Annotated in this window: 13 protein-coding genes; 2 read left to right on the top strand and 11 right to left on the bottom strand. The window is 36.3% G+C overall.

Annotation, left to right across the window (positions count from 1 at the left end; translation table 11 throughout):
- Positions 1 to 248: 248 nt before the first annotated feature.
- The 4 genes from AB3H90_RS04915 to AB3H90_RS04900 all read right to left on the bottom strand — a co-directional run bounded on the left by AB3H90_RS04915 (position 249) and on the right by AB3H90_RS04900 (position 5,927).
- Entirely contained in the window at positions 249 to 1,733 is a 1,485-nt protein-coding gene (locus tag AB3H90_RS04915; protein ID WP_368016292.1) for a Mur ligase family protein, read from the bottom strand.
- A gap of 31 nt (positions 1,734 to 1,764) precedes the next feature.
- Positions 1,765 to 2,004 carry a hypothetical protein gene (locus tag AB3H90_RS04910; protein WP_034698894.1) on the bottom strand — a complete coding sequence of 80 codons (240 nt, stop codon included), beginning with the start codon at positions 2,002 to 2,004 and terminating at the stop codon, positions 1,765 to 1,767.
- 22 nt (positions 2,005 to 2,026) lie between these two features.
- Entirely contained in the window at positions 2,027 to 3,691 is a 1,665-nt protein-coding gene (locus AB3H90_RS04905; RefSeq protein ID WP_368016291.1) for a hypothetical protein, read from the bottom strand.
- Between the two features lie 91 nt (positions 3,692 to 3,782).
- Positions 3,783 to 5,927, bottom strand: coding sequence for an adhesive domain-containing protein (locus AB3H90_RS04900; protein ID WP_368016290.1), 2,145 nt, complete (start codon positions 5,925 to 5,927; stop codon positions 3,783 to 3,785).
- Positions 5,928 to 6,437: 510 nt separating this feature from the next.
- Between AB3H90_RS04900 and AB3H90_RS04895 the strand changes: the two genes are divergently transcribed.
- Positions 6,438 to 7,886: a helix-turn-helix domain-containing protein gene (locus AB3H90_RS04895; protein WP_034698884.1), complete on the top strand. Its 1,449-nt coding sequence runs from the start codon at positions 6,438 to 6,440 to the stop codon at positions 7,884 to 7,886.
- Positions 7,887 to 7,984: 98 nt separating this feature from the next.
- Here AB3H90_RS04895 and AB3H90_RS04890 read toward each other — a convergent pair whose 3' ends face one another.
- From AB3H90_RS04890 to AB3H90_RS04880, 3 genes are all read right to left on the bottom strand, one after another.
- On the bottom strand, positions 7,985 to 8,185 hold the full coding sequence (locus AB3H90_RS04890; protein WP_010719711.1) for a cold-shock protein: 201 nt from the start codon (positions 8,183 to 8,185) through the stop codon (positions 7,985 to 7,987).
- Positions 8,186 to 8,308: 123 nt separating this feature from the next.
- Complete coding sequence (locus AB3H90_RS04885) at positions 8,309 to 8,917, bottom strand: superoxide dismutase (protein ID WP_010719712.1); 609 nt, start codon at positions 8,915 to 8,917, stop codon at positions 8,309 to 8,311.
- A 97-nt stretch (positions 8,918 to 9,014) separates the two neighbouring features.
- A complete protein-coding gene (locus tag AB3H90_RS04880; protein WP_010719713.1) occupies positions 9,015 to 9,479 on the bottom strand; it encodes a GtrA family protein in 465 nt (154 codons plus the stop codon).
- Positions 9,480 to 9,719: 240 nt separating this feature from the next.
- Here AB3H90_RS04880 and AB3H90_RS04875 point away from each other — a divergent pair, with 240 nt between their 5' ends.
- Entirely contained in the window at positions 9,720 to 10,517 is a 798-nt protein-coding gene (locus tag AB3H90_RS04875; RefSeq protein WP_025480226.1) for a DUF1189 domain-containing protein, read from the top strand.
- A 100-nt stretch (positions 10,518 to 10,617) separates the two neighbouring features.
- Here the strand turns inward: AB3H90_RS04875 and AB3H90_RS04870 are convergent, their stop codons facing one another.
- The 4 genes from AB3H90_RS04870 to AB3H90_RS04855 all read right to left on the bottom strand — a co-directional run bounded on the left by AB3H90_RS04870 (position 10,618) and on the right by AB3H90_RS04855 (position 13,383).
- Positions 10,618 to 11,565: a phosphoglycerate dehydrogenase gene (locus AB3H90_RS04870; protein WP_368016289.1), complete on the bottom strand. Its 948-nt coding sequence runs from the start codon at positions 11,563 to 11,565 to the stop codon at positions 10,618 to 10,620.
- Between the two features lie 128 nt (positions 11,566 to 11,693).
- On the bottom strand, positions 11,694 to 11,987 hold the full coding sequence (locus AB3H90_RS04865; RefSeq protein WP_010719716.1) for a HesB/YadR/YfhF family protein: 294 nt from the start codon (positions 11,985 to 11,987) through the stop codon (positions 11,694 to 11,696).
- Between the two features lie 12 nt (positions 11,988 to 11,999).
- Positions 12,000 to 12,665 carry a TrkA family potassium uptake protein gene (locus AB3H90_RS04860; protein ID WP_010719717.1) on the bottom strand — a complete coding sequence of 222 codons (666 nt, stop codon included), beginning with the start codon at positions 12,663 to 12,665 and terminating at the stop codon, positions 12,000 to 12,002.
- Positions 12,666 to 12,750: 85 nt separating this feature from the next.
- A complete protein-coding gene (locus AB3H90_RS04855; protein WP_010719718.1) occupies positions 12,751 to 13,383 on the bottom strand; it encodes a response regulator transcription factor in 633 nt (210 codons plus the stop codon).
- Between the last annotated feature and the right edge of the window lie 5 nt (positions 13,384 to 13,388).

Here is a 13,388-nt window from a genome sequence, read left to right as displayed (position 1 = left end):
TCGTGAATAAAAAACTAATTAATATGTAATTTTTTGAATTCTTAATTATCATACCATAGCATCATTACAGAGAAAAGCTTGAATCTAAGTATTTCAAAACGCTTTTATTTTGAAGCACTGAAATGCCTCTTACTCGTTCTCTTTCTTAATTACAATGGTCATCTTGGATCTGTCGTTTTATTTGCAAAAAAAGAAACGATGCCATTCAGCAGACATTGTCTCTTTTTTACAAATTGATACCACCTATTTTATACAGCTTTTAACTGTTTTTTATTAGCGATTTTACGGATGTAACGATCTATATCATGAAAATCACTCCCTGTTACAGACCCCTTCGCTAAAATTAGACTGTCTTCGATTAGTAATTCCTCTAGATAATCACTTAACTCTTGTAAAGTAGCGAACCATTTGAATCGTTGATCTTGTATTTGTTCTTCCTCAAAAATCTTTTTAAAATGCTCACCATAACCTAAGATATGATCTGCTCCACAATGTTCCATCGAATCTTTCAGTGATTCATGGATTACTTGTGCAGTACTTCCTAAGTCAGCAATCTGTCCAAGTACCAAAATACTTTTTCCTTGATAAAAGGTTCGAACTTCATCAAAATAATCGATAGCATTCTTCATCGCAGGCAAAGAAGCATTATGGGTGTCGTCAATAAATGTGAAATTCGTTCCATTCAAGGAAGCATAATTCGTTTTATCGAGAATCTTAGACAATGGCTTAAATGTAGTAAATGCTGGCAGATACGATCGAATGTCGCCTTTTATTTTCCAGACTGTCAATAAAGCAGCAAAAGCATTAGAAATCATACCTGCAGAAGCAACTGACAAATTCATCGAAAATTCTTGTCCTAAAAAAGAAAATAAAATTTCACAATACTCTCTTTCTTGTCTCGTTTCAATTAAGAAGACATCCTTTGTTTGATCATACAAAGAGTACGTGAGAATCTCTGCTGTTCTTTTTTTGGCTGCTGTCATTAGAATCGCTAGTTCTTCCTCACCAATATCTGTATTGATGATTGCAGTGCCATCTTGCTTCAGTCCTTCAAAAATTTTTGCCTTATGTCGTGCCACTCCGATAGTATCTTTTAATGAACTAAGGTGTGCTTCTCCAATTGAGGTTACAATCGCAATCTCTGGTTGCACTAAATTAGACATTGATCCAGTGTCATAAGAGTTCAACGCATTGACAGAGACTTCTAAGTTCAACATATCTGGCTCACTTACTAGCTTGCTTAGATATAGAGGAATCGCAAAACGAACATTGTGTTTCCCACGATTTTCTAACACTTTTTCATTTTGGAATAAATGTGAGATCATCATTCGTGTGGATGTTTTTCCTGCCGAACCAGTGATTGCTACAATTGGTTGTACATAATTGCTTCGGATTTTCTCTGAAATTTGTAGTAAAAATTCCCAACTATTTTTAACAATAAATTGAGGCGTTCTAACAGCTGGGTCATCAATGGGGATTTCAGTAATGATTAAACCAAACTCATTTTCCCTTCCTTTGATTTGCTCGTTCCCATCTCGCCAAGCCACTGTCTTTCGATTGATGTAACTTCTTCTTTCTGGTGTCAAACAAACAAATGCTGTGGTATTATAATTGGTTCTTTTGTTTAAATGTCCAGAAAAGTACTCAAAGTTGTCAATTATTTGATCAAGATGGTCGTACTTTTGTAAATACGCACCATCGATATCAGCCAATAATTCTTGGATCTTCCACATTCTTTTACACCTACTTTGTTCTAGATTCTCTCTACCATTTTCCTCGTCTTGGTCTTGCTTGATTCACATACCTTGTTGCTGTTTTTTCAATTCTCTGTGGAGAGTCATCTTGGTCTTCTTCCCAAGGATACAACCCCTCTTCATTTTTTTGATACTGACTCCAATCATTTTCTAAAGTTTCTGATTGATGGTCTTTTTTCTTTTTCAGCCGAAACCCTAAATAGGAAAGACCAATCAATGCTAAAGCAGCAAATCGAATATAACCAACCATTATCTTCACTCCTCTTCTCTTTTTAAAGGCATAAGTAATTGATCAAACCAGATAGAAAATGCTCTGCATCATCTATTCTCATACGGAAACGATCATGACGCGCAAAAAAACCATATTTGATCACTTGCGGTTGTTTGAAAAACTGTGCAAACTCTGGAAACATGACTCCTGTTGTGATTTCATGTAACACTCTTTTTTTCATTACCGTATTGATTCGTGCTTTCGTTTCAAAAAATTCTTTTTCTATCGGAAAAAGCTTATCTTTTAAGGGACTTCTTTCTAATTTGCTGATCATTTTTGAGGCTGCTACTAGTAACTCAAGCATGGTTGGATAAGCTGTATCTCGTTGATCGATAAAGTTGATGTTGACCATTGCATTCTTAATACCAAATTCATAGTAAGTATCTTTTTCTTGATATTTAAGCATCTCATTCGTTGCATAACTTAACCAGTGGTCATGGTATTTTTGATAATTATTTGCGACAAATTGTTCCATCAATCCTTCACAAATCTCAAAAATCTCAATTTGTTTTAAAATCGCATGTGCTCTTAAGAGGGAAAACAGAATTTCACCATCATAATAAATAATTCTAAAACGCTCTTTTGTCATTAATTCGGCATTCAACACATGGATCGTCTGATCATCTGGAGTGATAAATTTTTCTGAAACAGTCGTGATTAAACGACTAAGGGAACTATGAAAGATGGTCTCTTTAGTCACTTCTGAATATTTTGCTAAAGCCAAGATTGCTGTCGCCTGGGCTCCTAACTTATACTCTACTTCTTTATTCAAGTAATCTTTAATCAACAGCTGACCATTGACTTCAGAAGTAAGATTTTCCAATCCCCATAGTAATCCTTCTTTGACTCGTTGCATCAATTCCTGGTCGGATAAATATTCTGCCGATTCAGCTAATGCGTACAAAGATGAAAAATGGCGAACCGAATTATACCCTTTTAGTAACTGATCATAGCAAGGATAATAGCCATAAATGAATTTACCAGTAGGAGTCAACTGTTTGGTTAAATAATTCGTTCCTTGTTCAATCACTAGTTCCGTAATCTCATCAAGATTTTCTGTAGTCACTTCTCTGACTTGATTGCCATTGCCATAATCTTTCAAAGGGAATACTTCACCATTTTCAAAATAGAAGGAGGCTGTTTCAAAAAAATAACACTTTGAACGCTCTAAGTAGCTCAAATCACTTTCTTCACGTCCATATTTACGCTTAACATAGCCACGGTAATTTTGGGAATCAATGTGTAACTCAGGATGATTTTTTCCAACTATATGTGCTTTACTTGGTTTAATGATTGCATTTGCTACTAATTCTTCTTTTAAAAAACTTCTTTTTCTGATTCCATCTATTCGCAAATTAAAATCGATGTAATTATTCCTTTTTATTTTGTTTAACCGTTCTTTGACTTGTTGAAAATCAACTTGCTCTTCTTTCGTCACTACATCCAACCTCAGATACGTTTCTGTCTCAAAATGATAGGTTCGATAAGCTGTTAGAAAATTATTCCAAATTGTTTTTAGATTGTTTCCGTAAAATTCATAAGTCTTACCACGCTTACTAAAATCTCCTACGGATACGATTAATAATTTTTTCTCCGTATGAATGACTACTTTTTCAAGTACTTCTTGGATGGTTGCTAAATCATTTTTATCTGTTTGAACTGGCATAGACTCACCCCTATCAAGAATAAAGAGGTTATAACTACATCCATTATGATTTTTAAATCTATTTCTATAGTTATAACCTCTCCGTTAATTATTAGTTATTCTTTTTATTTCTTTTCATTTTCCAAATACCCATTCCCGAAATCAACGATACTAAGCCACCTAACCAAGAAACAGATGAACTTACCGTATCAGAGGTTTTAGGATACATTTTTAGTGTTGAGCCGTCATGGTAATTCAATGGTTTTGTATGACTTGTCCCACCATAGTGCAAAGGTAATTGTGGTGGATTTGAACCTGATCCACCAGAAGTGTTGATCGGCACCATTCCTGGGTCGCCGTTCTGATCCGTATCTGTACCATTTCCTGCACTTCCCATGCCGGCATCCGCATCGGCATCAGCGTCAGCATCTGCATCGGCGTCAGCATCCGCATCGGCATCGGCGTCAGCATCGGCATCGGCATCCGCATCAGCGTCAGCATCAGCATCAGCGTCGGCATCGGCATCGGCGTCAGCGTCGGCATCAGCATCTGCATCGGCGTCAGCATCAGCGTCGGCATCCGCATCAGCGTCGGCATCAGCATCAGCGTCGGCATCAGCATCAGCGTCGGCATCAGCATCAGCGTCGGCATCCGCATCAGCGTCGGCATCAGCATCAGCATCAGCGTCGGCATCAGCGTCAGCATCCGCATCGGCATCGGCATCAGCATCTGCATCAGCGTCGGCATCAGCATCAGCGTCGGCGTCGGCATCAGCATCGGCGTCGGCATCAGCATCGGCGTCGGCATCGGCGTCAGCATCGGCATCTGCATCGGCATCGGCATCAGCATCAGCGTCGGCATCAGCATCAGCATCAGCATCAGCATCAGCATCGGCGTCAGCATCGGCGTCGGCTTCTTCATCGTCTGGGATCACAGCAGCAGCTGGTAAACTTGGATTGTCATTTTCATCATACGCGATTAATTGGATGTCTTCTAAAGGTGACACATCTGTGGCTGCAATTGGAATCGTAAAGTTTCCATTTTCATCAGCCTGTCCTTCTGCAATCAAATTATTCTCTTGATCATAAATACGAACTGTTGCATTAGGATCTGCCATCCCAGTTACTTCATAACCATCAGTTGAGTTCCCTGTAACTACAACATTATATGGTGGTGTTACTTCAGCAGCTTGATAAAAAACTGGCGAATAGCCATCAGAGCTAGAGGCGATATCGATAGATAAAACATCTGCTTTTACAATATTTCCAACGAAGCCAGCTTCATAAGGAACAGACATATCTACTCCGGCTGCCGCTAAATCACTATAATTAGGATCCTGAATCAATGTCGGAATCGTGACCGTCGTTTCACCTAATACGCTCGCATCAGCTAATGTTCCAATCAATGATGACCCCACACCAACTAAACCTGTTGCAGTAGCAAAAGTAAGATTAAACGCTGGTTTAATCGTTGCGGACAACGCTGTATTGATCGTACCTGCTGCTATCGTACCAAGAGCACCGCTTCCTGCATTCGGTGTCGCTTGGATTGCTTGGACAGCATCATTGATTCCATCTAAAATTTCAGTCAGCCCTTCTCGAATAATTGTTTCTAATGAGCCATCTAATTCACCATAGATATATTCGTCCCCTTGCATTTGAAGATTCAATGCTACTTCAGCTGACGTCAATGTACTAAGGTTCTCTAATAATGCTAGTTGAGCATACACTTCATCTAAATTGACTGATGCCAACGGGTTAAGGTTAACAATGTTTTCCACAGCAGACACTAGGGTAGTTACCGCCCCATCTACAATCGACAATAGTGGTTGTAGTTCTTCTCCTGGTAACAAAATATCTGTTTGGAAAGTACCCGTCCCATTTGGATTAACTAAACCTTGCATTTCAGTTGGGATTGCTAAAACTGCTCGTCTCGAGCCATTTAGAACACTTAGATCAATCCCATTATTAGCTGAAATAACAAAATCAACATTACGAGTCGTTCCAGCCAATGGAAAAGGTGCACTTGCTGTTGTTCCACTGGTATTAGACGTCGTTAGATTATTGAACAACTGGCCACTAATCAAGTCAGCATATACTTGTTGTGAACCCACAGTAAACAACGGTGTAGCAATTGAAATAGGTGCTGTCCCCAACAGCATCCCTGCAGCAATAGACGTTCCTACTAATAAGTATTTTTTGGATCGACGTTTAGCTCTAGCTTTTTGATCCATACTTTTTTTATAATCCTTTTTCATTTTTTTCCCCCTTAGATGCTTCCATTATTTACTTATGCTTTATCCCCCACTTAATCAATCACTAACAACAATTATTTCCGCTAGGAACTGGCCTCCTTTCTTTTTGTCAAAAAGATATCTTTCTGAAAAAACTTCAGTTAACTTAAGTTACAAAGATTTTAGCAATCGTTAAATTAAAAATCTATTATTAAGTTTTAATCTTTTTAAAATAACTTTATTATTTTAAAAATAAAAAGAAACTGTAGCAATTATGTAAAAATATTGCATAACATTTCGTTTTTATGCTTGGATAAATTATAATGTCATTAAGGAATTTCTCTATATGTCCATTCATGAAAAAAACTAACAGCCCAAATTAAAATAACGTATTTTCCACTTATTTTTTTGGCTATTTTTTATAAAAAATGATTATAATAAATTTTTTTCTCATTTTTCGTAAAAAAAATGATAAAATTTAATAATTTGTCATTCGGAAAATTTCGAGTATAAAAATATAGGAGGGAAAAATAAATGAATTTCTCTGTCATGTTAGAAAGGAATATCCAAGTCCAATTAACGATCTTGGACAACTTATATCGCTCACAAGTTACTTGTACGTTAGAGGAATTATCGAAAACAGCTCATTGTGACAAACGTTCTGTGCTTCATCAATGTGACTATCTTAAGGTTTTATCTGACGATCACATCACAAAAAGTACAAAAGGCTTCACTTTTTCTGGAACGATCAGTGAGTATCAACTATTACTACTAAAAATCTTGGAACATTCCGCCATCTTTCAATTGTTAAAAGACCTTTGTCTTCAACCTAGAGTTGATCTGGTTTCCTTTGCCACAGAGCAAAAGATTAGTATTCCCTCCTTAAGAAGACATCTTACTCGAATCAATCAGTTGCTTACTACCTATCAATTACAATTAAAGACTTCAAAAGGCTTCGTGTATCTCAAAGGTAGTGAACCACAAGTCCGTTATCTTATTTATTTATTTTTGTGGCAATACTATCAAGGGGTCGTTTGGCCCTTTCCAACCGTTGATTTTCATGAAACCTTTGCAGGGATTGAGTATGCTTTTCAGCTGACAAAACAAAAACCAAATAAACTGAAAATGATTGAATGGTGCTTTATTATTGCTATCACTTTCGTCCGATCAGCACAAGGAAATCAGATGAATCAGAGAGAACTTCCTGATTTTACAGAAGAGATTTGGGATAGCTTTGAAGAGATTACCCATTTCCTTAAACGAATGAGCGTGAAAGCCAAGCTCGATCTTTTGGAAGTCCAATTTTTATTTCTTTGGTTACAAGCACGCCCAGCTTTTTATTTAAAAGACGATCACTTAGAACGAGCCATGAAATTCCATCTAAAAAAAGCCACAGCGATCAAACAATTTCAAAATAGTTTCTATAGCTATATTTATGAAATTGGGTTTAAATCTACACAAATCAACGTAAAGAAAAAATTACTAAATAGTACGATCTTTGCCAACGGGATGAGCGGGTTGTTGTTCCACCGATTTTCCACCATTAAATATGACTTATCAGTCTTTGTAGAAGAAAATTACCCAGCATTCAATCGAGAAATCAATCAATTAGCTTCCCAATTCCAAAAACAGCAACAAGAGCTGTATTGGGTACAATCCTGTCATTTGATCGAAGCTTTTATGATCATTACTTCTCCAACATACTTTGATAAAGAAATAAAGATAAAGTACGAAAGTGACTTGCCATTAAGTATTGAACTGAGTTATATGAGTATGTTACAAGAACAATTACGAGTTTACTTAAATGTGGTTTTTACAAATGATCTTTTGTTTGAGCCAGACTTAATCATTCGAACAACCGATATGCCGTTAAAGATCCTGACCTATGAAGAAACAATCCCGTGTTTAGTCGCTCCGACTGATATGTCTAGTGAGCAGATTTATCTATTAAGCCAAAAAATCAAGAAACTAGTCAACGAATAACTAACTTGGGTTTTTATAAAATAAAAAAAAGATGGCAGACGCCATCTTCTTTTTATTATTTGAATAGACCGCTAAGCGGGCTTTTCTTCAACAAGTTATTATAATTTAGTCACTTCAGCAGCTTGAGGGCCACGTGCGCCTTCAACAATTGCAAATTCAACTTCTTGACCTTCTTCTAAGCTCTTGAAGCCGTCTCCTTGAATTGCTGAAAAATGTACGAACACATCGTCTCCGCCGTCTACTGTAATAAACCCAAATCCTTTTTCATTGTTGAACCATTTAACTGTTCCATGTTCCATAAATGTATAGCCTCCAAAAAAGTTCTTGCAAGAAACCTTGCATAAATATTATACCGAATTTAGAAAACGCTCGCAAGACTTGCTCAATTTATTTTTCATTCTTTTTTTTAGGCTTGAAAATGATTATTTGGCAGTTGATAATCGATTGTTTACTTCTTCCCAGTTCACAACGTTCCAGAAAGCTTCAATGTAATCAGGTCGTACATTCTTATATTTCAAATAATACGCATGTTCCCAAACATCTAAACCTAAAATAGGTGTTTTGCCTTCCATTAATGGTGAATCTTGATTGGCTGTTGAAGTGATCGCTAATTTACCATTTTCCATCACTAACCAAGCCCAACCTGAACCAAAACGGCCAGCTGCAGCTTTTTTAAATTCTTCCTTAAATGTTGCAAAATCACCAAAGGCTTCATCAATCGCTTCTTTAATTGCACCAGTTGGTTCGCCACCAGCATTTGGTGCCATGATTTTCCAGAAGAAAGAATGGTTTGCATGTCCGCCACCATTATTACGTACAGCAGTCTTGATATCTGTAGGGACAGCATCCATATCAGAAAGTAGTTCTTCGATTGTTTTTTCACCTAGTTCTGGATGTTTTTCAATCGCTGCATTTAAATTTGTTACATAAGTATTATGGTGTTTGTCATGATGCAAGTGCATCGTTTCTTCATCGATATAAGGTTCTAACGCATCGAATGCATATGGTAAATCTGGTAATGTGTAAGTCATAAAAAAATTCCTCCTCAATGTGTTTGTTCATAGTGTCTACACTACAAAGAGTAACAAAGAGCAAGGAATTCTTCAAAAATTATGCCTACTGTGGATTTTACTTCTCTTTTTCAGGAAGTTCTTCCTCAATAATGGTTGTCCCTTTAAAAATAAACAATTTACTAAAGACATAATTGGCGACTACCACGATGACTTGGGTAATAATCTTAGCCACATAATCATTTGTGTGCATCACCTGAATCAGCAGCAACATGGAACCCATATCCATACCATAAGAAAGAATCCGATAGAACAAAAATTTACTAAATTCAATAACTAAATGGAAAAAATTAGGTGACTTGGAATGAAATACCCATAATTTGTTCGTTACAAAAGCAAATAAAACAGAACAAATCCAAGAAATAGTATTTGCTATCGGCATACTTAGATGGAGCATCTGTAATGCAATTGCAAAAGTAACGATATTCACGACTGTTGCTAAACCACCAAAAAATAGGTAAATAAATATTTCCCAGTAACCTTTTTCTTCTAAAAATTGTCTCACTCGATAATAAAAATTCATCGTTCATCCTACCTTACTAATCAATTCTTATTCATCATACCTTATTTGTCTCTGGTTTTCATCTTTATTCCTTAAATTCATCTTTGTAACTAGCAAATTTTAACATTCTCGTTATTTTTTATAAAAGCAGGTTCTCACATGAACCTTAAAGGAAGATTGCCAATTGGTATTTCCCCTTGTATTTCTTCTAAGACTTCGCTAGAATTGCTAATGATGACATTATGTATAGAAGGAGTAACTATGACAACAAAACAATTAATTATCAGCTCATTCACGCAATTTAAAGAGCTCAAAAATGCTAGAAAAACCCCGTTTGCTAAATCGGTTCTTTATCTTTTGGTCCTTAGCATCATCATGGCTTTGCCTATTTCCTATCAAGTGTTTCAAGTGCTAGAAAACATCAAACAAGATGGTCAGAAAATTGCCACCAAGATTCCAGATTTTTCCATAAAAAACGGGAAAATTGATGCAGCAGATCATGAAGGTTTCATCTATCAAACAAATTCTATCATCTTTACTTTTGATCCGGAAGGTAAACGATCTGAAAAAGATATTACTTCTGACTTAGTCGGAAATTTTCTTAGTGTTGGACTACTAAAAAATAAACTCGTCGTAGCTTTGCCTAATACCGGTACTACTTTTCTAAACAATAACTCACTTGAACTTGACTATAAAAATGATGCCTTAAAAAATCTAACAGGAAAACAATTGCGTACAACCTTAAGTGAAGCAACAATTCCATTTTGGATCAAGATAGTGACTTTCTTAATTTCTATTTATCCAAGCTTTTTGAATTTGATCGTTACTTTACTTTTAGCTAATTTTGCAGCTTATATTTATGCGCGTTTACGTTTGACTGGCGCTTCTTTTCTTGACTGTTTAAAAACGATGATCTATTCAATCACCCTACCAACAGTCTTAGCCACGATCTTAATGATTTTCTTACCGGCTTTTGACACAAGTGCTTTTATCGCAATAGCAGGACTTTTTATTTTTGCACAGGCGGTAAAAGGCTGGCCGAAAAGCCAAATGATGTAGTTCACGAATGTCAAACATAGGAAACGACTTTCTTCGATTAGGCGGCAACGCTAGTCAAAGAAAGTCGTTTTTTAATATCAACTATTTTTCTAAGTAAGGATCAATATCCTTTTTGTAATGCCACTTCATTTATCTTAAGCTCTTGATTTGTGACATAGCTTTTAAGATTGGCTAGAAAGATTGTCATTAACTTATTTTGAAAATCTGAGGTTAAGCCAGCGATATGCGGCGTAATCAATACTTGATCCATTTCCCACAATGGGCTTTTTTCAGGTAATGGTTCTTCTTCAAAAACATCCAATGCTGCAAAGGCGAGTTGTTCTTCATTTAATGCCTGAACTAAATCAGCTGTTTTTAAAGAAGCCCCACGTCCAACGTTGATGAATAACGCATGGGAAGCGAATTTTTTGAATAATTCATAATTAAAGAAGCCCTTAGTCTGCTCTGTCAGAGGCAAAATATTTACAATGATATCCATATCAGCTACTACTTTTTCCACTTCGTTTAAGGAATACGTTTGACTGAATCCTTCTACTGGATGCCCGGTAGTATTTATCCCATAACTGACCATAGAAAAGCTGTCTGCTTTATCAGCAACCATCTTGCCGATTTGCCCCGTTCCGATGATCAATAATTTTTGTTTTTCTAATGGCTGATAATGGACATGAGTTCCTAACCATTCTTTCTTTGCTTGTGCTTTTTGTGCTTGGAACAGCCCTCGAGAATAGCCTAAAATCACTCCCATGATGTGTTCAGCTATTGATTCACTATGAATACCACTACCATTTGAAAGTAAGATCCCTTTTTCAGAAAATGCCGTTAGTGGTAAAGTATCTACCCCTGCCGAGATCGAATGTACCCATTTTAACCCTGAAGATGCTAATAGCTCTTTTTCGTATTGGCGATTCCACCCTAAACTAATTTCAACATTCATCAAATCTGTAGGTTCAAGCTCAGTTTTTATGACATAATTAGGCGCTAATTCAGTCATTTTATCAATAAATTCTTGTCTAAATCCTCGATCTAAATAAATAATTTTTTCTGCCATCTTAGTTACGCATCCCTTCTATTACTAATTGTAATCAAGTGTTTCGTGACTCAGTCTTATGAAAAAAGAGGTAAATATAAAAAAGGAGTTTTCCAAGCTAATGGTAGCTAAAGAAACGCTCCTTTGTTTTATTGTTCTTTGAAATGATAAGTTGGCTCATTTAAAGATGCATCATAATCAACAACAAGATCATACCCCTTGAAAAACCAGTCATCTGCTTCTTCAATAAAAAACAGCATCCCGTCAATGGTTTCTTCTTTGATTGGTCGTTCAGGCTGTTCGACAGACATTCCGATAGAAAAACCATCATGTACTTCTGTCTTGCCGTAGACTTTCCCAAAAAAACGAATCCCATAATTTTCAGGGATGGTTACTTCCTCTTCGAACCATTTACGTGCATTATCTGTTACTGATAATTTCATTCCTGCATCTCCTTATTGATTCATTTTATCGTCTAATATATCTACATCTTCGGTTTCCCCAATTACTAATAAATTATCATTTTCTCTGACATATTCATCTGCTGAAGGTGAAACAACGACCGAACGATCAAAGCGTCGAATTGCTACAACTGTTAGATCATAACGTTGCCTAAAATTCAGCTCCGCTAATGTTTTATTAAAAAATTTGGGATTAGAAACTCGAATTTCTGCAAGAGAAAATTGATCCGATAGTTCTAAGTAATCCAATATATTTTTTGAAACAAGATTATGAGCAATACGAATCCCCATATCTCTTTCCGGGTGAACCACACGATCTGCTCCAATTTTTTCTAACACTCTTGCATGATATTCATTTTGAGCTTTAGCTAAGATGTTGGGAACTCCCATCTCTTTGACCATTAATGTAACGAGGATACTTGCTTGGATATCTTCACCGATTGCAATGATCACATGATCAAAATTTCTGATTCCTAGTGAACGCAATGTCATTTCATCTTGTGCATTTGCTACAACTGCATGAGTAGCGATATTCATATATTCATTGACTCGATCTTCATTGCTATCAATAGCTAATACTTCTTGTCCTGCTTCAACTAAGGTTCGGCAAATACTGCCACCAAATCGTCCAAGCCCGACAATTGCAAAATTTTGTTTCACTTGCTTCCTCCCTTACCTATTTTATTTAAGTATAGCAAAGGCTTTCTAAAAACGAAAGTAAGCTTTCTTTTGTAGAATAAACAATTTATTTAACTAATCCATGTTTGAAAGCATAAATAGCTGCTTGCGTTCGATCTTCTACTTCTAATTTTGCTAATATATTTGAGACATGAGTTTTGACTGTTTTTAAAGTAATAAATAATTCATCTGCGATCTCTTGATTGCTTTTTCCTTCTGCTATCAGCATCAGGATTTCATTTTCACGTTTTGTCAATTCTTCATGAAGAATTGGCTCGTTTCTCTTACTTATTTTTTCCATCATTTTTGTTGTTACTTCAGGTTCTAGCACTCGTTCCCCTCTTTGAGTTGCTCTGATCGCATCTGCAATTTCATGAGCGGTAGAAGTTTTTAATAGATACCCAGCTGCACCAGCTTCAATGGCTGGATAAACTTTTTCATCATCGATAAAGCTGGTCACAATAATTATTTTTGCTTCAGGCCAGTCTTTTAAAATAGCTTTAGTTGATTCAATCCCATCCATTTCTTCCATAACAAGATCCATCAAAATCACATCAGGTCGTAATTCCATTGCTTTTTCATAGCCTTCTCGACCATTTTCTGCTTCACCGATCACTTGAATGTCTTCTTGAATCGATAAATAAGAGGATACTCCTAAGCGAACCATTTCATGATCATCTACGAGTAATACTTGTATCATTTTCA

Source organism: Enterococcus sp. C63 (genome assembly GCF_040887215.1).
Lineage (GTDB): Bacteria > Bacillota > Bacilli > Lactobacillales > Enterococcaceae > Enterococcus_B > Enterococcus_B hirae.
This window is presented reverse-complemented; position numbering and strand designations above follow the sequence as displayed.